This is a genomic window from Microcoleus sp. T3_B1 (assembly GCF_036700445.1).
Lineage (GTDB): Bacteria > Cyanobacteriota > Cyanobacteriia > Cyanobacteriales > Microcoleaceae > Microcoleus.
The window spans coordinates 26,118-48,820 of record NZ_JAUBOX010000062.1 but is presented as its reverse complement, the minus strand read 5'-3'; the positions used below and the strand labels follow the sequence as shown (position 1 = coordinate 48,820).

Sequence of the window (22,703 nt, the reverse complement as noted above, 5' to 3'; positions counted from 1 at the left end):
AATACTTGGGCTGATGTGATCAACCGCGCTAACTTGGGTATGGAAGTAATGCACGAGCGCAATGCTCACAACTTCCCGCTTGATTTGGCTGCTAGTGAAGTCACTCCAGTAGCTTTGGTTGCTCCTTCTATCAATGGCTAAGTTTTAGCTTTTGATTGACAAAAAGCGCTCCTAGAAATAGGGGCGCTTTTTGTTTGGGGAAAATCTAATTTAACACTACTAATGCTTTGCAAAAGTTGGCTTACAGTTTACCTAAATAAATTTTTATCTGACCCTTTATGGACAACGACAAAAATTATTGAGATAGTTATAGAGTTCGCGAAATAAGGGACATTTTTTCTGGACTTCATTTGGATCGATTTCCCTCAATAGCAAAGGAGTATGATCTCCTTTAGAAAAGCGTGCTTTATCGCGATCGAGTTCATCTTGAACACTTGACTCAATTAAATATTCTGATAGTTTTTCTCGACAGCAATCTTTTTCAGCATCGTATTCACTAAATGCTTCTGGATTCTCAAAAGAAACTTTTCTTTGTGTACTTAGCCACCAACGCATCCGTTCATGTCTTTTGCCTCGAAAATCTGAATGTTTAGCTATTGAATTATTCCAATCAGCAATAATCCAAGCTTCGATTTCCGGCGCGGCAAACCCAACAAATTTTTCGATGTCAGCACATTCGGGTATTTTTGATAACTCTGCCAATATTTTTGATTTTTGTGTCTGAGAATCGCGGCAATCCAAATCGTCAAAAACTAAAATCAAGTCGCATTTATTTGCTTCCGCTTTTAAGGCGATAGGCAATTCTTGCTTGATTTGCTCGATTAAGCTTTGACCTGTTCTTCCATAACTACCTGCTTTATTAGCTTTAGGGCCGGGTTTTTGACGAACTGGTGTTTTTCGTTCAAATCTACAGCCCGGAAAAGTTTTTTCTAAAAAAGGAAAGAATCCTCTAACCTCAGCCTCACCGCCACCAGAGAAAACCCACACTACCACGGCCATCCTCCAATAGTTGGATCGCCAACACGGTATAAGTCGCCCAATTGCCATCCCTCTTCAAGTTTTGGCTTCAGCAGTTCTTTTGAAAGAGATTTGACTGAGAAATACGTTCTGTTTTCGGGATAAAAACAAAGAACATTCTCTAAACGATCGGTAAAGTGATCTAAAAGGTCGGGACTATGCGTGGTAATAATTATCTGAGTTCTGGTGGCAGCTTTTTTAATCCACTCAGCTAAAATTGGCATCCACGAGACGTGCAATCCTAATTCAGGTTCATCAATGACTATCAAAGAAGGAAGGAGTGGAGAATGTAATATAGTTGCCCAACAAAGCATCCTGACAGTTCCATCCGACATTTCATTTAGGTAAAATGCTTCATCATCAATACCTTCAAAATACCATTCTACAGTGAGAGATAGGCGACCCGAAGGTAAAGCTCTAAGGCGACGAGTTTTTGGCAGGATGGACTTCATTGCCTCGTTAATGCTATCTTCAAAATTGATAGATTTTTGGTTTAAATTGTACAAGACTAAAGGCAGATTATCTCCCGAAGCAGATAGGTAAATATCACTTCCACCTATTTTAGGTTCTGCGGTTCTAATTAAACTCAAATTCATGTTATTGGCATTATAAAATTGCCATTTTGAAATAAATTCAATTAATTCTCTTCTAATTTTGTAAACAGGTATAATTTCTGGTGGTAAGAAAGTATATTCAAGCAGTGTCGGAATTGTCAACAAACCAAAAGAATTTGTAGGAATGTTATCTAAAGGTTCAAACTGAGCTGACTCTTGACCGGGAGACTTGTAAACAGATAAAACTCCTTGCCCTAATTCTCTGTTATGCAATTTATAGTAATAGAAAGGTGGCTGGCGGGAAGTTTCCTGCAAATCTTCTCCGCCATATAGATATTCTTCAGAGATGCTCGCCCTTACTTTTTGTCGATCGGTATAAAGTTTGAAATCAAGAATTGCGCTGTCTTTTTGAAGATTACCAGTTTGGTTAATTTGCGAAAAACAGCAAGCTATACTGACCTTCGCTGGACTTTCAACATTGACATCTAAAATTCTACCACCACCAATTTTAGAAACAGCATCCTCAAAACTACTCACGTCCCGATTTGCGTCAGGAATAGCTATTAGGCAATCTTTTAAAAATTTTAAACAACTGATGAAATTGCTTTTGCCTGAACCGTTTGAGCCTATAAATATATTAAGGTTGTTTAAATTTACAGATGGATCTAAGTGTAGATTTTTATAATTCTTGGTTGTCAAAAATCGAAGAATTGGTTGATTCATACGATCGCTCCGGTTATACTTCAGAAAGGTTAGGGCAGGCAAGATGCCTACCCTACAATAATTTAAAATTTGCACCTACAGCTAATAGCCGATCGCCAAATCTAAAATTTATCTAAAGATTAAAAGGTGAAAAATTAATTTTTCACCTTTTAACTCTCGACTTTCAAATTACCCGTTACTGAACAAACTTCTTGAATGCCAGAGTCACGTTGTGGCCGCCAAATCCAAAAGAATTCGACAGCGCCACATCAACTTTTAGATCGCGGCTTGTATGAGGAACATAGTCCAAATCGCACTCAGGATCGGGATTTTCCAGATTAATTGTCGGCGCGATTTTGTCATTGGCGATCGACATTACCGTCGCCACCGCCTCAATTCCCCCAGAACCGCCCAAAAGATGACCGGTCATTGACTTGGTAGAACTAATTGCTACTTTGTAAGCGTGGTCTCCCAAAGTCTGCTTAATCGCTTTTGTTTCAGTAGAATCGTTGGGAAGCGTGCTCGTGCCGTGAGCGTTGATATAGCTCACTTGATCCGGCGTCAAACCCCCATCCTTGAGCGCTAAAGCCATCGCGCGCGACGCACCGTTCCCCCCCGGTACCGGAGAAGTCATGTGATACGCATCGCAAGTTAAACCGTAGCCGACGATTTCTGCGTAAATCTTCGCGCCACGCGCCAGAGCGTGTTCCATTTCTTCTAGAATCAGAATGCCAGCACCTTCGCCGACGACAAAACCATCCCGATCGCGATCGAACGGACGAGAAGCATGAGTCGGGTCATCGTTGCGAGTCGAAAGCGCCCTCGCCGCAGCAAAACCTGCCACGCACAAAGGTGTCACCGCAGCTTCTGTACCGCCGCAAATCATGGCTTGGGCGTAACCCGCCTGAACTAAGCGAAACGCATCGCCCACGGCATTTGACCCGGCAGCGCAAGCCGTCACCGTGCAAGAGTTTGGCCCTTTAGCGCCCGTGTGAATCGCCGTCAGGCCCGCGGCCATATTCGCAATCATCATGGGAATCATAAACGGGCTGCATCGATCGGGGCCGCGATTCAGATAAATCTCTTGCTGGTCTTCTAAAACCTTCAGGCCGCCAATGCCAGTGCCAAGAATGACACCCACCTGTTCTGCGTTCAGGTCGTTAATCTCAAACTTCGCATCAGCAAGAGCTTGCTTGCTCGCTGACACCCCAAATTGAGCAAAGCGATCCATCCGCTTTGCTTCCTTGCGCTCTAAATAGTCGTGTGGGTCGTAACCCTTCACCTCTGCGGCAAAGCGGCAGTCGTGCCGCGACGGGTCGAATAAGGTGATCGGGCCTATACCATTCTTCCCGGCAAGCAACCCGTCCCAATATTCAGACAAGGTATTGCCGATCGGTGTAATCGCGCCGAGACCCGTGATAACAACGCGCTTACGCTCTAAATTTGTCATGATTTCTGTTTCAAAAAATTAAACACCCAGAACGCAGAACAAAAGAGGAGTTTCCAGTTTTCTAACTTCTCTCCTCTTAGGGGAAAAGACAGGTATTTTATGCTTTTGGAGCTGCAAGTTGGCTGCTGATGTAATCTACACAAGCTTGAACCGTAGTAATTCCTTCGGCTGCTTCGTCGGGAATTTCAATATCAAACTCTTCTTCCAAGGCCATTACCAGCTCTACTGTATCTAAGGAATCTGCTCCTAAATCGTTAGCAAAGTTGGCTTCGGGCTTGACTTCGCTCAGCTCGACTTCCAGTTGCTCTTTCACAATTTTCTGGACTCTAGTCAAAATATCGTCTTGGCTCATAACATCGTGTCCTCATTGGTTGCTGCGTATCTAATCTTATCCGAAAGGGGGATCGGCAGGACAAAGGCTGGCCGCTTTTCTAAGTGACACGGGCCAGGGACAATTGGGACACGGACGATCGCAGCAACCCTACGACTAAGGAAAAAACCCATAGCCCACAATCAATCATCTCGTTTAGCAACCTGATAACGTTGAGGAACCGGAATTTTGGGTCGATGGTGCGTCAATCGATTTTAGATTTTAGATTTTAGATTTTAGATTGAAGCATTGACTCCACGGATAAATTCGGAGGGCAAGTTTCTCGGATACAGGTTTTTTATTTCACCGGTCCTGAGTCTGCTTTCGGAATGAACCCGGGGGCTTGTATCCTGGATGCTTGATTGTCAGTCATCAACTCAAAATGCTTGAGAAAAGCTGACAATTGGCTCCTAGCTAGGCGGTGATACGTTAATTATAAAGAGGGAAAACTAAGCAGGAAGCCTCCAGACTTCGATCGCTCAAGTTTCTTGTCCCGAACCTTGTGTCCCCTGCAGAAACAATTATGCCATCCCCAAATCTCAAATATGCTTACTTTCCTGGTTGCGTTCCCCAAGGGGCGGCCCGTGAACTTTACCTGTCTACCCAAGCGCTGACTCAAGCCTTGGGGATTGAACTGGTGGAACTCAAAAAAGCTTCCTGCTGCGGTTCTGGCACTTTCAAGGAAGATTCGCAGTTACTCGAAGATACTGTCAACGCTCGCAATATTGCTTTGGCTGAGGAACTGAATCTGCCTTTGCTGACACATTGCAGCACTTGTCAAGGGGTAATCGGTCATGTGGACGATCGCCTCAAGGAATCTCAGAAAACCGATCCCAACTACATAGAAAAAGTCAACGGTTTACTGGAAAAACAAGGCTGTTCGCCTTACAAAGGCAGTACCGAGGTGAAACATCTGTTGTGGGCGATCGTTGCAGATTACGGGCTCGACGAGGTGCAGAAGCGAGTCACCCGCAAGCTTTCAGGTTTGAAGTGCGCGTCTTTTTACGGGTGCTATCTGCTGCGAGCTCAGGATAAGCTGCTTTACGATGACCCGCACCAACCGGAATCGATGGAAAATGTGTTTCGAGCGATCGGGGCCACTCCGGTTTACTATCGAGGCCGGACGCAGTGCTGTGGCTGGCCGTTGGCGAGTTATGCCACTAACCAATCTTTTCAGATGGCAGGCAAACATATTCAAGATGCTCTTGACAATGGCGCTGATTGTATGGTTACTCCTTGTCCGCTTTGTCATTTAAATTTGGATGCGCGGCAGCCGGAGGTGGAAAAAGTAATCGGGCGCAAGTTGGGTTTGCCCGTGTTGCATTTGTCGCAATTGGTGGCTTTGGCTTTGGGTGTGGAGCCAAAAAAACTAGGGATCGATCGACATATTGTGTCAACTAAGCCCGTGTTAGAAAAATTAGGCTTTTAGTCGATCGATTTGCGCGGGTTTGGAGTAAGAGCTTTAGTCCTTTCTCATCTTAAATCCAGGTTGGTAGTAAAGACTTTAGTCTTTTCTCAAATCAAATCCGGTTAGAGCGGAATTATAGGCGAGTGCTAGCGGGACGATAGATCGCGCTTATACACTCTTGAGTTGATAGAAGATACCGTCCACAATTTCAGTCCTGGACGCACACATACCAAAGAAACCGGGTTTTTTACCGAATCTGCGGGTCACAACCTTTGTTTTTTCGTAAAAAAACCCGGTTTCTGAGCCCCGGTGGGTAAGTCCTAAATTTGTCCTTTTGTCCCCAGAGGTGGTCTAGTCTTCTTCTTGTGGGGCAGCAATGGCGTTGCGGAGTTATCACTCGTTGTCGGTGAAGTTGCTCGACAATGCCATTTATTTCTGATCTTAGCTCGTCATCAGAGAGCCCAAATGGGTTCTTTAAGCTATTGACACCACCAAAATATGAAGCGGTCTAACGACGGGGGCTTCAGCGAACGGCGTTGCACGGTGGCTACACCACTGATAACCGATGCCTCAGTTCCGTTGCCAGCCCTTGTTAGACTGCGATTGCTAGACCGCATACCGTAGCCCGGATCTAGACTCAAAAGCAAGTGTGGGGCTGGTAGGTTAATATGCAAATCACAGAAATTGTATACAATTACACAAAATAGTTTTTTAAGACTTCCTAACTGCCTAGCTATTGACAAGGAGTAATCTCCAGGACGAGTTTTTCTTAGACATTTCCTGCCATAAGGCAGACAATTGATGTAGACTGAGATAATTCACTCAAAAAACCCAATATGTCCACATATGTACCACCAAGAATCGCTATTCAACGACTTGGAGTATGTTCAAAAACCCTTGAAAGGTGGGAAAAAGAAGGGAAAATCAAAGCATACCGAACGCCGTCAGGACAGCGACGATACGACTGCGACTCAGTTGTCAATATTCCATCTACTAAACCAACCATCCTCTACGCCAGAGTTAGCAGTCGAAGTCAAAAAGCCGACCTTATTCGACAGGCTGACTTTCTTCTGTCTCGCTACCCCGGATGTGAAATCATCCAAGACATCGGGAGTGGCCTCAACTTCAAAAGAAAAGGTCTTATCGCCCTATTGGAACACATTTACACGGGCGACATCGGAATGGTTGTCGTTGCCTCAAAAGATAGATTATGCCGGTTCGGATTCGATCTTATCTCATGGTTCGCGGAGCGGGGCGGGTGTAAGATTCTGGTTCTCAACAATAGTTCACTTAGTCCCGAAAGAGAAATGGTTGAAGATATACTCGCCATCATCCACGTCTTCAGTTGCCGATTGTACGGACTCAGAAAGTATAAAAAGCAAATCATTGAAGACTATGACGTACCGAGTTTACCCAAAGGGGGAGACGAAGAAAGTCTGGATGTTGAGAATTCACGCCAATCGCAAAGTGTATAACAATGCAATCGCTTACCTGAATCAGCATCAAGGAAAGTTCACCTACTACACTGTAGACAAAAAGACTAATCAGCCAGTCTCAAAAACTTCCGGTAAGCAAGCTTTTCGGAGTTACTGTAAAACTCGCTTGTTGCGAGATAATCCCGGAATGGTGCAAAGAATTGGGAATAGCACATAGTTTGGACAACGCCCTTTTCGAGGCTTATACAGCTTGGAAGAAAACCGACAAACAGCCAGCTCAGTTAGGTAAAGGAAAAAAGGCAAAACCCAATCCTTTAGTCGGATTGAAATTAGCTCGATTCAGGTCAATTCGAGCCCAAAAACAGACTATTCAGTTCGCTCCGGGTGACTATAAGAACGGTCATCTAATGCTCAATGCTAGCAAAGGTCTAGAAAAACCTCTCTGGACGGGGCAGGATTCCTGCTTAATCAACTATGACAAGGCAGTAGAAGTCACCTACAATAAGGGACGCTGGTTCGTAAATATGCCTATAGAGATGGACGTTCCAGAACCCAAAAATGGCGGCAATACCATCGCAGTCGACCCCGGACTGCGCTGTTTCCTGACTGGATTTGATGGCAATTCTTTTACTGAATTTGGAAAGCATGACTTTGGGAAGATTGCGCGATTGTGCCAGCATTTGGATAAGATGCAGTCAAAATTTGGATGCTCAAAGGGCGGTCAGTTTTCTCGATTGCGCTATCGGCTGAAACAAGCAATGGAGAAAGTTAGAACTAAAATCAAAAACCTGCGGTCGGAAATTCACAAGCAGGTAGCGAGCTATTTAGCACGGAATTACGATGTTATTTACCTACCTACTTTTGAAACTTCTCAAATGGTGGCAAGAGGTAGTCGCAAACTTAATTCCAAGTCGGCGAGGGCGATGATGACTTGGGCATTTTATCAGTTCTCGCAAACCTTAGAACATCTCTGTAATCGTTACGGTTCGAGATTGGTTAGAGTGACTGAGGAATATACTTCCAAAACTTGTACAAAATGCGGTCATATTCAGAGAAAGTTAGGTGGCTCTAAAACTTTTAGATGTCCCAACTGCGGTTATGAAATACCTCGCGATTTCAATGGCGCTTTAGGAATTTTTCTTAAAGCTTTGTGGGATACCACCATACTCTCAGACGTATCTGATGAGTGTGCTATATTCAGATTTTCGCCGATAGTCGGGATTGTCTGAATTAAAAGTATCAGTAAACAATGAAACGAAACCCAGTAAATCTCACACGTTCGGTATTCCTATGGGCAATGCTAGGAATCATTTGTGGTTTGTTTGGTGCAAGTTATTGGATATTTTTGTCTTACATGATGGTGGGATTTGAATATTTTAGTGGACATTCTCTACTAATCATCATGCCGCTTGCGGGTTTACTCATCGGTTTGCTCATTCATTGGCTGGGAAATCCTGGCGAAATAGGGTTGATTATTGACAATATTCATCTCAATGGTGGGCGGTTACCAATGAACGAGAATCCTTCGATGATTCTGTCGTCGCTAATCAGTATTGCAAGTGGAGGCAGTGCGGGTCCAGAAGCACCAATGGTGCAAGTCACAGGTTCAATTGGTACGTGGTTAGCCGATCGCTTTCAATTGCGCGGAGAGGCACTACGAACTTTGAGTATTGCTGGCATGGCATCTGGTTTTACAGTTTTGTTCGGTGCTCCTTTGGGTGGTACTTTTTTTGCTTTAGAAATCCTGCATCATCAGAATGTTGTGGAGTATTTTGAAGCAATCTTGCCTGCGGTAGTGGCAAGTTGTGCAAGTTACACCATTTTTGTAGCAATTACCCAGCTTGGAATAGGCCCTACCTGGCATTTTCCTCAATACAATGTGGACAGCCTTTATGACTTTGGCGCAGCGATTGCTTATGGAATCGTAGGTGCGCTCATGGGGTGGCTTTTTATCGCTATATTTCGCGGTGTAGGTCGCTTGTTTGATGCCATACCCAGTCCAATCTATGTGCGGACTACTTTAGCTGGGCTAGGACTTGGTGTTTTATCAGCTTTATTTCCGCTCACTCGTTTCTTTGGTGAACATCAAATTGAAAAAATTGTTGAGGGAAACTTTCCTGTGGAATTTCTCTTGATTTTAGTTATTGCTAAAGTGTTTGCCATTAGTACGACCGTAAATGGAGGCTGGCGGGGAGGGATTATCATCCCACTGTTTTTTATAGGAGCCTGTTTAGGAAAGGCAATCGCTATCATTAATCCCGCATCCAACGAGACTTTGGCAATGATTTGTGTAATGGCTGCTCTGAATTCAACAGTTACTCGAACTCCAATTAGTACAACTCTGCTACTGGCAAAATTGACAGGATTTAGCACTTTTACACCGATTCTCTTCGCTAGTCTCGTGGGCTTCTTCTTGGCTCCCCGATCTCCCTTCATTAGCTCACAGCGTAAAGTGGATTAACCAAACGGCTAGAATTCCTCTAATAGCTCGGTGTAGCGGTGAAAAATACGTGCAATTTGCGAGTGTCGAGTCTAAAGGCTTCTGCCATTACAAATGCACCAATGGCATCAAACAACATCTAGCCGTTGATACCAGTCAGCTTGCCGTTTTTGAGCCATTGCACAACAGCCAGTGTGTCCGATGAATGTGGCTTGATTGAAATGTTGAGTCACAACCTCGATTATTTTCACACTCTGACCCGTCAATATTCCGAAGATTACCATTCTGCAAGGGCAAGGGGTATCACCCGGATAAGATCATCAGAAAAATGGGTGAGAAACCCCGTCCTTCTAGGACGGCTTTACTTGAATTTTGCTAAGACCTTCTACTATTTCAGATGGGAGGTGCTAGACTGTGAAAGTAACGCCAAAGGTGAGCATGACACTAAAAGCCTTCAGTTACCGATTCTACCCCACGCCGGAACAAGAAAGTTTGTTGCGACGCACACTGGGTTGTACTCGTTTGGTTTACAACCGTGCATTAGCTGCAAGAACTGAAGCCTGGTACAAAGACCAGAAACGGGTAGGGTACGCTGAAACCTCTTCAATGCTAACCGAATGGAAGAAAACGGAAGAACTTGATTTTCTTAATGAAGTTAGCTGTGTACCATTGCAGCAATGCTTGCGCCACCTGCAAACTGCCCTGAGCAACTTCTTTGACGGGCGGGCAAAATACCCCAACTTCAAAAAGAAACGCAATGGTGGCAGTGCTGAGTTCACCAAATCTGCTTTTAAGTTAAAAAACGGACAGGTCTACCTAGCAAAATGCACTCAAGCGTTGCCTATTCGCTGGAGTCGGATGCTGCCTGTCGGTGCGACACCATCAACGATTACGGTGAAGCTTTCACCATCTGGTAGATGGTCAGTCTCTCTGTTGGTAGATGTTGAAATTGAAGCACTACCTGTGTCAGACAGTCAAGTCGGCATCGACTTGGGAATTGCGAGTTTACTCACTCTGGACACTGGTGAAAAGATTGCTAATCCCAAAGGATTTAAGGCAAAGTATCGAAAGCTCAGGAGAGCGCAGAAATCTTTAAGTCGAAAGCAGAAAGGGTCTAACAACCGTCACAAAGCACGGCTTAAAGTAGCGAGAGTGCATCAAGAAATTACTGATGCCAGAAAAGATAACCTTCACAAGTTAACGACTCGATTGGTGCGCGAAAACCAAAGGATTGCCATTGAGGATTTAGCTGTGAAGAACATGGTTAAAAATCGGAAACTAGCTGTTGCCATAAGTGACGCAAGTTGGGGTGAATTGGTCAGGCAACTTGAATACAAGTGCAACTGATACGGTCGCACTTTAATCAAAATTGACCGATGGTTTCCGAGTTCAAAACGGTGTGGCAATTGCGGTCACATCGTTGAAAAGATGGCGTTAAATATCCGGGAATGGGATTGTCCTAAGTGCCGGACTCACCATGACCGAGACATCAATGCGGCAAGGAATATTTTGGCGGCAGGGCTTGCCGTGTCAGTCTGTGGAGCGACCGTAAGACCCGAACAGAGTAAATCTGTTAAGGCTGGTGCGAAACCCCGTCAGGGACAGAAGCAGAAACCCAAGCAGTGATGTTTGGGAATCCCCGCCCTAAAAGTGCGGGGAGGATGTCAACAGGCTGATGCTCAAACGGTTGGCGAATGATATAGAGCCCAAATGGGTTCTATCAGAGTCCCACCGTGAATAACTGTGAAGTTTTGTCGCTTTTTCGCGAAGTGCTTCCAGGCACTGCGGTAGACTAACCTTTAATTCTCTGTGCAGGCTATAGCGGTGGCACCTCGCCGTCAAATCTGTTCACTCGCAGAGGCAGCAAATTTTTAGTGACTCGTTGGGAGCCTTTATTCAATGTCTCATTCAGTCAAAATTTACGATACTTGCATCGGCTGCACTCAATGCGTCCGCGCTTGTCCGACTGACGTTTTGGAGATGGTGCCCTGGGATGGCTGCAAAGCAGCTCAGATTGCCTCATCTCCCCGCACCGAAGACTGTGTAGGCTGCAAGCGGTGCGAAACTGCTTGTCCCACCGATTTTCTGAGCATCCGGGTTTACCTGGGAGCAGAAACCACTCGCAGTATGGGTCTAGCTTACTAAAAATCGATCGACACGCCGATCGAATTACGGGCACAAAAGAGGGGGCAATTTAATCGCCCCCTCTTTTTTTGTCGCGGAATCTGCATTCTGGGGCCGGAAGAAGGTAAAAATGATAAAACTTAAGTTTTATTGCGATCGCTAAGCAGGAGTAGTACGTTAAATGTGCGGAATCGTTGGCTATATCGGCACGCAAGCAGCAAGCGAGATTTTGCTAGCAGGATTGGAGAAACTAGAATACCGGGGCTACGATTCAGCGGGCCTCGCTACCATCTCCGAAGGAGAAATTACCTGCATCCGAGCAAAGGGCAAATTGCACAGCCTCCGGGAAAAGCTAGCAGAGATAGACTCTCTGGCTCCCATCGGCATCGGACACACCCGCTGGGCCACTCACGGCAAGCCTGAAGAATATAACGCTCACCCTCACCTAGATAATAGCGGGCGAATTGCGGTAGTTCAAAATGGAATTGTCGAAAATTATCGCGAGTTGCGGAAAGAATTGAAAGCGAAGGGACATAAATTTGTTTCGGATACCGATACAGAAGTTATCCCTCATTTAATAGCTGAATTTTTGAAAGAAGCAAGAAGGGAGAAGGAAGAAGAAAAAGATAAAAAAACAGAAAAAATTGCTGATTTATCGTTTTTGGAAACCGTTTTAAAGGCGGTAAACAAATTAGAAGGAGCTTTTGCGATCGCCGTTATCTGTGCAGATTTTCCAGAGGAAATAATTGTCGCCAGACAGCAAGCTCCTTTGGTGATTGGGTTTGGTGCTGGTGAATTTTTCTGCGCTTCCGATACGCCGGCCTTAGTATCTCACACCCGCACTGTTTTGTCCTTAGAAAATGGCGAATTGGCAAGACTGACTTCGATGGGAGTGGAAGTTTACAGCTTTGCAGGGGAAAGGCTGAAAAAAAGCCCGCGCATCCTTGGTTGGAGTCCGGTTTTAGTCGAAAAACAAGGCTTCAAACACTTCATGCACAAGGAGATTTACGAACAGCCAGCCGTAGTCCGAGCTTGTTTGGAGGCTTATTTAGACAGCGATTGGCAGCCAGGAAATCCGCGCTCTCCCATCAATCTCAATTTGCCCAAGGAACTTTGCGCTGATGTCGAACAAGTTTCCATTCTCGCCTGCGGAACGAGCTGGCACGCCTCGCTAATCGGCAAATATTTGTTGGAACAATTAGCTAATATTCCGACTGCGGTGCAGTACGCTTCTGAGTACCGCTACGCACCGGCACCGCTGACAGCAAATACTTTAACTATTGGGGTAACTCAGTCGGGAGAAACGGCGGACACGCTGGCTGCTTTGGGGATGGAACAGCAGCGCCGCGCGGGTTTTACTGATAAATTCCGGGCGAGAATGTTAGGCATTACTAACAGAACCGAAAGTTCGATCGCCCACATGATGCCGCAGGTAATCAACACCCACGCTGGTATAGAAATCGGCGTTGCTGCGACTAAAACTTTTGTCACTCAGTTGATGGCATTCTATTTCTTAGCTTTGGATTTGGCGCACCAGCGGCAAACAATCAGCACTGAGAGATTGGCAGAAATTATTACTGGTTTGCGCCAGTTGCCAGCGGAAATTGAGAAGTTTTTGGAGATTCAAGAACAGTATGTGGAGGAATTGTCTCACCAGTTTACAGACACCCAAGATTTTATCTTTTTGGGGCGGGGAATTAATTTTCCGATTGCTTTGGAAGGGGCGCTGAAACTGAAGGAAATTAGCTACATTCACGCCGAAGGATATCCGGCGGGAGAGATGAAACACGGCCCGATCGCCCTTTTGGATGCGAAAGTGCCTGTAGTGGCGATCGCCATGCCAGGAAGCGTCTACGAAAAAGTGCTTTCCAACGCTCAAGAAGCCAAGGCCCGCGACGCCCGTTTAATTGGCGTTACGCCGAAGCAAGGTGTGGCGGAAGCCGAGATTTTTGACCACGTTTTGCCCGTGCCTTTGGTGGATGAATTGTTGTCACCGATTGTGACAGTGATTCCGCTGCAATTGTTGGCTTATCACATTGCGGCGCGTCGGGGTTTGGATGTGGATCAGCCGCGCAATTTGGCGAAGTCGGTGACGGTAGAATAAAGGAAGTCATTAGTCAGTAGTCATTAGTCAGTAGTTGGTTGTTGGTTGTTGGTTGTTGGTTGTTCGTTCTAATAACCAATAACCTATGCCCGATGCGCGATACCCGATGCCCGATGCCCGATGCCCGATGCCCGATGCCCGATGCCCGATACCCGATGCCCGATGCCCGATGCCCGATGCCCGATGCCCGATGCCCGATGCCCGATGCCCGATGCCCTATTCCCTCTGGCTGACTCCGCAAATTGCGGCTAACAGCAACCAGCTTGTAGTATTGAGTCGAAAATCAAACAGCGTCACATCTACAGTGTTAAAAAGCGTACAGGCGACGAAGGCTAATAAATAACTGAAAAAAATTAGGCGATCGGCCGCTCTTACATCTTGACAAACAACCTGATTTTTGCTATTAATTATAGATTTTGGATTGAACAATAAAGCATTTTCCGCTACTTCCTGTGTTGCTATTTGCTCGTGTTTGATATCTGCAGAAAAAAGCGGCCAATTCGCCAGCAGCAAAACACCCCTAGCCAAAACCCAACCAACTAAACCCAACAACAAAAGCGTTGCGGGTATCCCCGTTTCCGCAGTCAACATCAGTATCAAACTGTGAGGATGACCAAGCCATTCTTGCATCTGAGCTTGATAGAGAGGCGTAAAATTTCGCAATCCCCAACCAGTCCAAGGACGCTGCTGAGTCATCGACCAAGCAAATTCCCACTGAGTAGTTCTCAAAGTAGCTGTCGGCCGATTTGGGAACATTTCGTCGGTGAGTCTAGCCCAGAAAAAAGCCGGAACAATTCTTCGTAAAGATTGCCGCAGTGGTTCCGGGCCAAAGGCAGACAAAAAAACTGTGCTAGCTACACTAAAAACCGCAGCTAATAATTTTTTATAACCCGCATAAAATGCAAAAGCCAAAACTGCCAAAACTGCCAGACCCCAAGCATTGCGAGAATTAGTAAAAATCAAAGCAACAGCATTTCCGATCACTGCCAAACTTAAAAATAGGAATTGGGAATTGGGAATTGGGAATTGGGAATTGGTAAGTGGTGACGACTGACAACTGCCAACTGACAACTGACAACTGCCTTCTTCCATCCACAGTCCCAGTGCTAAAGTAAAAGCAATTGTCAGATAGCAAGCTAAAATATTAGCGTACATAAATACAGAAGCCATGCGGCCGGGGGGATTGCCTTTGGGTTCGAGTACCCAGCCAAAAACAGGCTGCAATTGATCGATGCCACTCCAACCTAAAAATTGCTGTCCCAGGCCTAAAATTATCACTGGGATTGAACTAATTACAATCACCCAAGACAATTGCCGCAATTGAGGCAGAGTTTGAATTAAACTGCTAAAAGCGGCAAACAATATAAAGAACGGCAAGAAATTGTACAACCCTATAAAAGCCTCGATGCGGTTGTGGGCAAAAACCGCTGTGATGACTAGCAGCGCGCTTAGAATTGCGAATCCTCGATTCAACGGGCGGCGACTAATTTGACGGAACTTTTGCTTCCAAGTGCCGGCCAATCCCAGGAATAAACCTAAAGCTCCCAAAATGGGAATTAAGGGAAAAATTAGCATCCCCACTTGGGCGAAATTCCAAGGAATTTGCAGGCGGGGATCGGGATGTTTTTGGAGGCGAGACTTGAGATTTTCGGCTGTCTGTTTGGCAGCTAATTTCAACCGATTTTTGATATTCACCCACACTCCCAATCTCAAATCTAAAATCTACAATTTACCATCGTTAAGCTAGTTCCCAAACGCATTCCGATCGCGTCAGGCGTATTTGAGCTAGGGCAAAAATGGTCGGGATAATGCGGCCGTAGTTCGTGGAAATTGATCGCCAACCCAAATCCGCTAAAAACCAAGTCCACATCACCGGGCCGACTAACGAAAATACGCTCCGCGTTGCACCGTAACGAGCCGCACTCACCGCCATACCGCGCCGCGCCGTCTGAATGGCGACATAATTTTGAAACTGGGTTGCTGCAGTTGCAGTGCCTGCAAGCACTCCTTGTTTTGCCATTTGATAGGTGGCAAAATGCAGCGCAAATTGATTGGCCATTAGTTTAAGCAGCATTGGTTTTAAGATGGAACTAACAGCTAAAGCGCTGCCGCCTTTGAACAGTAAACCCAGCGGGTCTTTTTCAGCAGAAATTGGCAGGGGTTCTGAGAGTTTAGAATCAACGATCGCTCGCTGTACGCGCAGTGTCAGCGCTTGCTGTTCATCTGCAGGTAAACGCTTCCACGCGCGGCCCATTAAGTGCAGAAATACTTCTGCCTCTAAGTCGGTGGTTGACAACTGTCTGGGATAAGGGATTTTGAGATAGCGACAAACTTGAATTAGTGCTTGTCTGTAAGTTACTTGTTGGGTTCGCCCTCTGAGTACCGTCAACCCGTCGGCTGCAAGATAGCGAAACCGCTGTTCTACGGCGTCGAGCCATGCTTCGCGATCGCGACTTTGTACATCTATCGGTGCGGGGGTTTGCACGTAATCTAAAGGGTTAAACTTGCGGCTGAACAGAAGTTCTGTTAGTTGCTGCAATTCTTCTTCTGTTGTCAATTCGAGTGCTGCTCTGAGTTCGTCCAAAATTTTGCCCTCCCCTATGCGATTTTAGATTTTAGATTTTAGATTTTAGATGACGGCTGGTTGACAACCATTAGGATTTAGGATTTACCTACAGTGGCATTTTTTGATCTGGTCTTAATCATGGATTCGTGCTGTCCTTTATTCTACTACTTGGTGCAGGGCGATGGCGTCGGGTCATCGCCCGTGCTACGGCTCTTTTGAGTCATCGGTAAGGTACAAATTCAGCTCGCAGCCTTTAAGCTGATGTTTAGATTCACAAGGCTGACCGAAAGCATCCAGGATACAAGCCGCCGGATTCATCCGTCCAGAAATAAAAAACCTGTATCCGATGAAACTTGCCCCCCCAATTTATCCGTGGGGTCAATGCTTCAATCTAAAATCTAAAATCTAAAATCTAAAATCGATTGACTGATTGATTATGTTCGATGTTGCGGTGATTGGTGCGGGTATGGCGGGGCTGAGTTGCGCTCAACGGTTGCGTCAAGCTGGTTATTCTGTGGCTGTTGTTGAGAAATCTCGCGGCGCGGGGGGACGTGTTGCTACCCGCCGCCTACAGGGTACTAGGGCCGATCACGGGGCGCGGTATCTGGAACCGCAGGGGGATGCGGTGCAGGGGTTAATTGAGGTTTTGGTCGATCGGGATATCCTCAAACTCTGGACGGATAGTGTGGGAGAATTCCGACAAGGAGAAATGTTCTCTATTCCTAGTTCTTGCTATGTCGCACCTGCGGGTATGAATGCGATCGGTAAGTATCTGGCGGAGGGGGTAGAAATTTGGTTTGGCCGCCGCGTACAAGCTATTTCTAGTACCACAGATAACCAAATCTGGCATCTTTCCCTAGAAGTTACTGATGACAATTTACAGACGCCTCAAGAATTGATTGCTAAGGCTGTTGTAGTAGCAATTCCGGCTCCTCAAGCTTTAATGTTTTTGAATTCGGAAATCGGTTTGAAATCTGATTTTCTTGACAAATTGCGTTCTGTGGAGTACGAACCTTGCTTTACGGTTATGGCTGGCTATCCTGCGGCAAAACAGCAAGATTTGAGCAATCTAAATCCGCCGTGGAAAGCTGTTTCTTTTCCCGATAATTCTGATTTAGCTTGGGTTGGTTTGGACAGCAGCAAACGGCTCGATCCGCAGCAGCCGGTGTTTGTGGTTCACAGCAGCGCAAATTTTGCAGAACGCTATTTAGAAGCTGCTGATTTGGAAACTGTCGGTCATGAATTGCTCGATCGCACTTCTGAATATTTAATGCCTTGGCTGAAACAGCCGGAATGGTTGCAGGTTCACCGCTGGCGCTATGCTTTTTGTCGAAATCCTTTGCCTGTTTCTTGTTTGGCGGCGGAGGGGACTTTGCCGCTGGTTTGTGCGGGGGATTTGTGCGGGGAAGGTCAAATAGAGGGTGCTTTGCGCTCGGGTTTGGCGGCGGCTAATTGGGTGAATTCTCAGTTGCAGGATTTGCCGTTAGATTCAAGCCTAAATTGGTAATATGGCTACAAGTAATGTATTGATTTTACCTCTAACGCTATGATTGCCATCCCGTCTGGGTTTAGCCCCGAAGATTACCTTGCCCTCGAACGTGATAATACCGTCCGGCATGAATAACGAATGTCAGGAAGAAAGAATAAGGAAGTTCGGCAACGGATTGTGTCACGGATGTAACCGATGTCAGGAAGAAGGAAGAAGGAAAAAGGAAGAAAGAAGAGGGAAGAAGGAAGAAGGAAGAAGGGAAATGCAATTAAAGCAATGGTTTCAGTAGTTAAGAACGTCGCCTGGAATCGGGCGCGGTTGCTACTTCTTCCTTCTTTTTTCGGCTAGAGTTATGAAAAATTAATCTAACGACATACAACAAAATGGAATAATGGTGTGAACTCCCACTTTTCCCAATTGTTACTTTTGTGCTGTTTCCTGTTTTTCTAAGTCTTGTTCTTGCATCTGCAATAACTCGGGAACTGTTACGAAACTGTACCCTTCCTTTCTCAATCGAGCAATAATATCAGGTAAAGCTTTTACAGTTCTCGCTCGATTTCCGCCACCGTCGTGCATCAGCACAATGCCACCGGAATTGGCCTGCCTCATCACGTTGTCTATCAAAGATTCCGTAAGAGTGCGCCAATCAAAAGAATCAGCAGACCACATCACAACTGCATAATTTTTCTTTTGAGCGTAAGCTGCCAATCCATTGTTTAAAATGCCTCCTGGCGGGCGGAACATCGATGTTTGGATGCCGGTCAACTCCTCAATTAAGGATGAAGTGCGATCGATCTCGCGAGCGGCACCGTCTTCGTTATACTGAAGGTATTGGTGGTTCCAAGTGTGATTGCCGATCGCGTGACCGGCTGCTGCGACCTGTTTGCCAATTTCGGGAGAATTGTGCAGGTATCTTCCTACCCAGAAGAATGTAGCCTTAATATTATTTTCCTTGAGAATATCTAGGATTTGTGTAGTTGTTTTCGGCCAGGGGCCGTCGTCAAATGTCAGGGCGATCGCCTTGTGCTGGGAGTCGAGTTTCGCGTGATTAATGGTTGTACCTTGAATCTGATCCGGTACGGCTGATTGAAATCGGATTGCCTGCACTTGGGCTAGAGCATTTTGGGAAAATTCTACTCGACGGGCGATCGCCTCGGAGAACTTATTAATATTGGACATCGGCTGTTGTTCTTGCGACTGGGATACGGCCAAGACTTGCGCCTGAATCGGTTCCAAGGGCTGATTGGCCCGCAAGTTAATCGGCCATGTCACACCCAGCAAAAAACTTCCTGTTGCTGCCATAAAAGCAACTATTAAAGTTTTTCGCCGCCTCCACAGCAGTTTCAATTTTGTCACGTCATTCTCTCCTTCACACGTTATACAGTTAATTTGAGATTTTATGTTGATATCAAGTTAATCCACTTAAGAGGATAATCTTAAATTGGACTGCCCGTAAAAATGCTACTGGAAATAACCGATCGTGGGGAAGTCCGTCAGGATAAAAAAATTTAAGGTTTGTGCGCCAGAAATCCCCTAACCCATGAAAACGCGGGATGGTGGAACTTTTTCCCCAGCCAGGGGGACGGCGCTCAAATCGGATTAATGGCACGATATTCTCAGGGACTCAGCCCGCATCTGCCCGCGTCCCTACCTGACACTGCAAGTTGGTTTAACGTGAGATGTTGCACCATTGTCAATAAGCTTTTTAGGAACAGGCTTTTCGGCCTGTTCCACAAGAAAATCTACTCTTTGTGGAACAGGCCGAAAAGCCTGTTAAGCGAGAATAGTGCAAGATGTGAGTTTAACCTGAGATGTTGCACTATTGTCAATAAGCTTTTTAGGAACAGGCTCTTCGGCCTGTTCCACAAGAAAATTCACTCTTTGTGGAACAGGCCGAAAAGCCTGTTAAGCGAGAATAGTGCAAGATGTGAGGTTAACCGGATTTGAGATGAGGGCGATCGCCCGCCCGCCACTCCTAAAATTAACTTTTAGGGTCGATTCTCTCTTTGTACAAGCCGACAATCCGATCGATAACTTCAGCAACAGTCAGATTGTCTGTTTGAATTTCCACAGCATCGGCCGCTTTACGCAAAGGTGCAACCTCGCGGGTGCTGTCTTTTTCGTCTCGCAGGGCGATGTCTTGTTCCAATTGGGCCAAGCTAATATTAGCCCGATCGCTATCTTTAAGTTCTAACAGCCGCCGGCGCGATCGCTCTTGTACCGAAGCCGTCAAAAAAATCTTAAGTTCCGCATCGGGAAACACGTTAGTGCCGATATCGCGGCCTTCTGCTATAATTCCGCCTTTTGTGCCGCAGCGCCGCTGTTCCTCCACCAGAAACTGCCGCACGGCGGGAATCGCCGCCATTTCCGAGACGCGGGATGTCACTTCCAAACTGCGAATTGCCTCGGTTACGTCTTCGCCGTTAATCTTCAACATCTTTGATGCGGGATCGAGGTTGTATTCCAAATAACTGGAACTGATTAATTCGGCGATCGCGCATTCGTCGGAAATCGGCGTGTCTGTTTTCAATGCCAGCCAAGTCAGCGCCCGATACATCGCGCCGGTATCCAGATAAAACAAGTTCAAAGCTGTTGCTGCAAGGCGAGTGACGGTAGATTTGCCTGCTCCCGCCGGGCCGTCGATCGCCACAATGGGCCGGCGATTCCTGAGAATTATATTGTCAATCAAGCGAGTAGAGCCAACTCTGGCGGCCACGGCTAAAAGTCCCGCTGTTTCCACAACCTGCAAGGGCGTCAAAGTGTGGGGATCGACGATTTCGGCGTATTCGAGCTTGACTGCGGGTTCTTCTGCGACTGCTGCGTGGGCTGCTGCGAGTGCGGCTGCTGCGGTGCGATCCCCTGAAGCAAAAGTTTTCGAGGCTTGTTGCAGCGCGCGGTAGAGTACGGAGGCTTGCTGTTTTTGCTCTACTGTTAAATACTGATTGCGAGAACTCATTGCCAGTCCCGACTCTTCGCGGACGATCGGACAAGCGACAATCTCTACAGGCAAGTTAAAATCCAAGACCAGCTTCCGAATAATTGCTAGCTGCTGGGCGTCTTTTTGACCGAAATAAGCTTTTGTCGGCTGCACCAAACTCAAAAGTTTAGTAACTATTGCCGCGACGCCCTGAAAATGACCGGGCCTTGCTTTGCCGCACAAAACCGATGTCATCGCCGGTGGCGGCACTACTTGGGTTAAGGATGAAAGGTGAATCTCTATCTGTTTTTGGGCGGTTTGCTCTGTTTCTGTACGCTCGACGGCTTGGTTGCCGAACATTTCGGTTGCTGAGGGAGCAAATATGGCATCAACGCCAGCTTGTTCGCACAACAGCCGGTCTTGCTCGATATTCCGAGGATAATCTTGAAAATCTTCTGTGGGGCCAAATTGCAGCGGGTTGACAAAAATGCTGACCAGGGCGATCGCATTTTCTTGCCTTGCCCGCTGGATCAAGCTCAGATGCCCTGCGTGCAAAGCTCCCATCGTCGGCACCAAACCGACTGTCAAATGAGGTGCAGCAGACTTTTGTAAATTTAAGTAGCAGCGAAGTGCTGCAATGGTAGTAAACAGGCGCACCGGTAGAATCTCCTGAAGGCATTCGGCAGAATGCAGAGTTTATTTGTCAGAATTTGTTCGAGTTGACATCTTGCACCATCTTCAAGAACAGGCTTTCCGGCCTGTTCCACAAAGAATAGTGCAAGATGTCAGTTTTATCTCACATCTTGCACCATTCTCAATTAGTTGTTTAGGAACAGGCTTTTCGGCCTGTTCCACAAGAAAACTCATTCTTTGTGGAACGGGCCGGAGAGCCCGTTCTTGACAATGGTGCAAGATGTCAGTTTTATTCTACTTTCTGCTTTCTACACTTCGGATAACTTTTGTATTCTGCCTGAGAGTAGCCTTCAGCGTCCAACAGTTGTTTGCTGCTGCGGTTCGATCACTTCGATTTCCACTCTGGCAACGCCACTGCTGATCATTCCTAGCACGCTGGCGGCGCCGGCGGACAAGTCAATGAGCCGATCGCCCACATAGGGGCCGCGGTCATTAATGCGGACGACCACAGTGCGGCCGTTGTCGAGATTTCTCACCATGACTCTCGTTCCAAAAGGCAAATTTGGGTGGGCTGCGGTCATATCATTTTGGTTGAAACGCTCGCCGCTGGCGCTGAGGTTGCCGTTAAATCCTGGGCCGTACCAGGAAGCCCAGCCGCTGAGGCGCACTTGAACTGGGCCCATAGACAGCACGGGGGGTTCTGGTTGGGGTTTGCCTGCGACTTCTTCCAGGGGTGGGGCGTTGCCCAGAAGTCGCCGGAGGCGATTGGTTGCTTGCAGGGCGTCTCGGCTAAAGTTGCTGGTGGTGTCGGGGAGGATGGTTTCGGCGTTGATGTTTACCAACTCCTCGCCGTTTGCCTGGATAATGTAGCGATCGCCTTTTTCCCACTTAACGGTAATGCTGTTGGGATCGATGTTGTTGCGGGCTAGCTGATTGAGTCTTGCTGCTAAGCTTGATGCCCGCCAAATGGGATCGGGTTCTTGGTTGCTAGAGTTGCTGGCAAGGTTTCCGACTTTGGGATTTTCTCTTGCGCCCGCTACTTTTGACGGACTGCTAGGACGGGCTTGGCTGTTGCCCGTTTCTCCCAAAGGCGTGTTTGTTTCCGGACTGGCGTTGAGAAAGGTGATGACTGGAATGTTTCGCACGTAGACTGTCGCTGCTTGTCGCCCGCCTAAGTTGTGGGGCTGAATTTTGGCGATCGAGTCTCGGGCAATTTCAGCTCTTGCTTGATACTGATACTGTCCGACTTTTTGCGCTTCGACCCGAGTAGCGTTTAACTGCCGGGACGGTTGGGTGGCAATTACTTGCTCGGACTGAGAGTTTTGGTTGTCGGCACCTGTTGCTTGTGCGTGACAAGAGGATGCCGTTCCTACCACAGGAACTAACAGGACAGCGAGTAGACCACCAACAAATTTTTCCTTCATACGTCCATTTTTGTGAATAGCCATTGCCAACCGAGATTGGAGGATTGGCCGTTTGGCGACAGGCGTCAA

Annotated in this window: 18 protein-coding genes and 2 pseudogenes; 10 read left to right on the top strand and 10 right to left on the bottom strand. The window is 46.6% G+C overall.

The annotated features are described in order from the left end of the window. Window positions 1–141, top strand: a pseudogene (locus QT990_RS25835) (photosystem II q(b) protein); the annotation flags it as partial. Window positions 142–276: 135 nt separating this feature from the next. Here the strand turns inward: QT990_RS25835 and QT990_RS25830 are convergent. The 4 genes from QT990_RS25830 to acpP form a co-directional block, all read right to left on the bottom strand. After that, window positions 277–999, bottom strand: a complete 723-nt coding sequence (locus QT990_RS25830; RefSeq protein ID WP_333141875.1) for a DUF4276 family protein — start codon at window positions 997–999, stop codon at window positions 277–279. After that, a complete protein-coding gene (locus QT990_RS25825) occupies window positions 987–2,294 on the bottom strand; it encodes an AAA family ATPase (RefSeq protein WP_333141877.1) in 1,308 nt (435 codons plus the stop codon). The genes QT990_RS25830 and QT990_RS25825 overlap by 13 nt, the downstream gene beginning before the upstream one ends. A 175-nt stretch (window positions 2,295–2,469) precedes the next feature. Next, complete coding sequence (fabF, locus tag QT990_RS25820; protein WP_333141879.1) at window positions 2,470–3,723, bottom strand: beta-ketoacyl-ACP synthase II; 1,254 nt, start codon at window positions 3,721–3,723, stop codon at window positions 2,470–2,472. A gap of 97 nt (window positions 3,724–3,820) precedes the next feature. Beyond that, window positions 3,821–4,075, bottom strand: a complete 255-nt coding sequence (gene acpP / locus QT990_RS25815; RefSeq protein ID WP_333141880.1) for an acyl carrier protein — start codon at window positions 4,073–4,075, stop codon at window positions 3,821–3,823. A 541-nt stretch (window positions 4,076–4,616) separates the two neighbouring features. On the opposite strand from acpP, the gene QT990_RS25810 reads away from it, so the two are divergent. The 4 genes from QT990_RS25810 to QT990_RS25795 all read left to right on the top strand — a co-directional run bounded on the left by QT990_RS25810 (window position 4,617) and on the right by QT990_RS25795 (window position 9,398). After that, window positions 4,617–5,522, top strand: a complete 906-nt coding sequence (locus QT990_RS25810; protein WP_333141881.1) for a CoB--CoM heterodisulfide reductase iron-sulfur subunit B family protein — start codon at window positions 4,617–4,619, stop codon at window positions 5,520–5,522. Between the two features lie 815 nt (window positions 5,523–6,337). Further along, a complete protein-coding gene (locus QT990_RS25805; RefSeq protein WP_333465917.1) occupies window positions 6,338–6,976 on the top strand; it encodes an IS607 family transposase in 639 nt (212 codons plus the stop codon). A 179-nt stretch (window positions 6,977–7,155) separates the two neighbouring features. Then, window positions 7,156–8,166, top strand: a complete 1,011-nt coding sequence (locus tag QT990_RS25800; RefSeq protein WP_333465916.1) for a transposase — start codon at window positions 7,156–7,158, stop codon at window positions 8,164–8,166. Between the two features lie 20 nt (window positions 8,167–8,186). Further along, on the top strand, window positions 8,187–9,398 hold the full coding sequence (locus QT990_RS25795) for a chloride channel protein (protein WP_333141885.1): 1,212 nt from the start codon (window positions 8,187–8,189) through the stop codon (window positions 9,396–9,398). Between the two features lie 107 nt (window positions 9,399–9,505). Here the strand turns inward: QT990_RS25795 and QT990_RS25790 are convergent, their stop codons facing one another. Beyond that, window positions 9,506–9,628: a hypothetical protein gene (locus tag QT990_RS25790; RefSeq protein ID WP_333141886.1), complete on the bottom strand. Its 123-nt coding sequence runs from the start codon at window positions 9,626–9,628 to the stop codon at window positions 9,506–9,508. A 187-nt stretch (window positions 9,629–9,815) separates the two neighbouring features. Between QT990_RS25790 and QT990_RS25785 the strand changes: the two are divergent. The 3 genes and pseudogenes from QT990_RS25785 to glmS all read left to right on the top strand — a co-directional run bounded on the left by QT990_RS25785 (window position 9,816) and on the right by glmS (window position 13,605). Beyond that, window positions 9,816–11,003 (top strand): annotated as a pseudogene (locus QT990_RS25785) (RNA-guided endonuclease InsQ/TnpB family protein). 273 nt (window positions 11,004–11,276) lie between these two features. Continuing rightward, the gene (gene psaC, locus QT990_RS25780; RefSeq protein WP_015175986.1) at window positions 11,277–11,522 is read left to right on the top strand and encodes a photosystem I iron-sulfur center protein PsaC; all 246 of its coding nucleotides are present in this window, start codon (window positions 11,277–11,279) and stop codon (window positions 11,520–11,522) included. A 160-nt stretch (window positions 11,523–11,682) separates the two neighbouring features. Beyond that, window positions 11,683–13,605, top strand: a complete 1,923-nt coding sequence (gene glmS, locus QT990_RS25775; RefSeq protein ID WP_333310952.1) for a glutamine--fructose-6-phosphate transaminase (isomerizing) — start codon at window positions 11,683–11,685, stop codon at window positions 13,603–13,605. 216 nt (window positions 13,606–13,821) lie between these two features. On the opposite strand, the gene QT990_RS25770 is transcribed toward glmS, so the two are convergent. Beyond that, window positions 13,822–15,300 (bottom strand): O-antigen ligase family protein, encoded by a 1,479-nt coding sequence (locus tag QT990_RS25770; RefSeq protein WP_333311069.1) that lies wholly within the window; start codon window positions 15,298–15,300, stop codon window positions 13,822–13,824. A 43-nt stretch (window positions 15,301–15,343) separates the two neighbouring features. Next, window positions 15,344–16,189 (bottom strand): YaaW family protein, encoded by an 846-nt coding sequence (locus QT990_RS25765; protein ID WP_333311067.1) that lies wholly within the window; start codon window positions 16,187–16,189, stop codon window positions 15,344–15,346. A gap of 418 nt (window positions 16,190–16,607) precedes the next feature. On the opposite strand from QT990_RS25765, the gene QT990_RS25760 reads away from it, so the two are divergent. Continuing rightward, a complete protein-coding gene (locus tag QT990_RS25760) occupies window positions 16,608–17,678 on the top strand; it encodes an FAD-dependent oxidoreductase (protein WP_333311053.1) in 1,071 nt (356 codons plus the stop codon). A 109-nt stretch (window positions 17,679–17,787) separates the two neighbouring features. After that, window positions 17,788–17,949 carry a hypothetical protein gene (locus tag QT990_RS25755; protein ID WP_333300558.1) on the top strand — a complete coding sequence of 54 codons (162 nt, stop codon included), beginning with the start codon at window positions 17,788–17,790 and terminating at the stop codon, window positions 17,947–17,949. Window positions 17,950–18,080: 131 nt separating this feature from the next. Here QT990_RS25755 and QT990_RS25750 read toward each other — a convergent pair whose 3' ends face one another. The 3 genes from QT990_RS25750 to QT990_RS25740 all read right to left on the bottom strand — a co-directional run bounded on the left by QT990_RS25750 (window position 18,081) and on the right by QT990_RS25740 (window position 22,634). After that, window positions 18,081–19,016 carry a polysaccharide deacetylase family protein gene (locus tag QT990_RS25750; protein WP_333311055.1) on the bottom strand — a complete coding sequence of 312 codons (936 nt, stop codon included), beginning with the start codon at window positions 19,014–19,016 and terminating at the stop codon, window positions 18,081–18,083. Between the two features lie 625 nt (window positions 19,017–19,641). Further along, window positions 19,642–21,234, bottom strand: coding sequence for a bifunctional pantoate--beta-alanine ligase/(d)CMP kinase (locus tag QT990_RS25745; RefSeq protein WP_333141893.1), 1,593 nt, complete (start codon window positions 21,232–21,234; stop codon window positions 19,642–19,644). Window positions 21,235–21,560: 326 nt separating this feature from the next. Next, window positions 21,561–22,634, bottom strand: a complete 1,074-nt coding sequence (locus QT990_RS25740; RefSeq protein WP_333465915.1) for a septal ring lytic transglycosylase RlpA family protein — start codon at window positions 22,632–22,634, stop codon at window positions 21,561–21,563. Between the last annotated feature and the right edge of the window lie 69 nt (window positions 22,635–22,703).

Coding starts and splice junctions, on each gene's coding strand:
- QT990_RS25810 (WP_333141881.1), top strand. CDS start 4,617: ATGCCATCCCCAAATCTCAAATATGCTTACTTTCCTGGTTGCGTTCCC.
- QT990_RS25760 (WP_333311053.1), top strand. CDS start 16,608: ATGTTCGATGTTGCGGTGATTGGTGCGGGTATGGCGGGGCTGAGTTGC.
- QT990_RS25755 (WP_333300558.1), top strand. CDS start 17,788: ATGAATAACGAATGTCAGGAAGAAAGAATAAGGAAGTTCGGCAACGGA.
- QT990_RS25830 (WP_333141875.1), bottom strand. CDS start 999: ATGGCCGTGGTAGTGTGGGTTTTCTCTGGTGGCGGTGAGGCTGAGGTT.
- QT990_RS25825 (WP_333141877.1), bottom strand. CDS start 2,294: ATGAATCAACCAATTCTTCGATTTTTGACAACCAAGAATTATAAAAAT.
- QT990_RS25805 (WP_333465917.1), top strand. CDS start 6,338: ATGTCCACATATGTACCACCAAGAATCGCTATTCAACGACTTGGAGTA.
- acpP (WP_333141880.1), bottom strand. CDS start 4,075: ATGAGCCAAGACGATATTTTGACTAGAGTCCAGAAAATTGTGAAAGAG.
- glmS (WP_333310952.1), top strand. CDS start 11,683: ATGTGCGGAATCGTTGGCTATATCGGCACGCAAGCAGCAAGCGAGATT.
- psaC (WP_015175986.1), top strand. CDS start 11,277: ATGTCTCATTCAGTCAAAATTTACGATACTTGCATCGGCTGCACTCAA.
- QT990_RS25740 (WP_333465915.1), bottom strand. CDS start 22,634: ATGAAGGAAAAATTTGTTGGTGGTCTACTCGCTGTCCTGTTAGTTCCT.
- fabF (WP_333141879.1), bottom strand. CDS start 3,723: ATGACAAATTTAGAGCGTAAGCGCGTTGTTATCACGGGTCTCGGCGCG.
- QT990_RS25795 (WP_333141885.1), top strand. CDS start 8,187: ATGAAACGAAACCCAGTAAATCTCACACGTTCGGTATTCCTATGGGCA.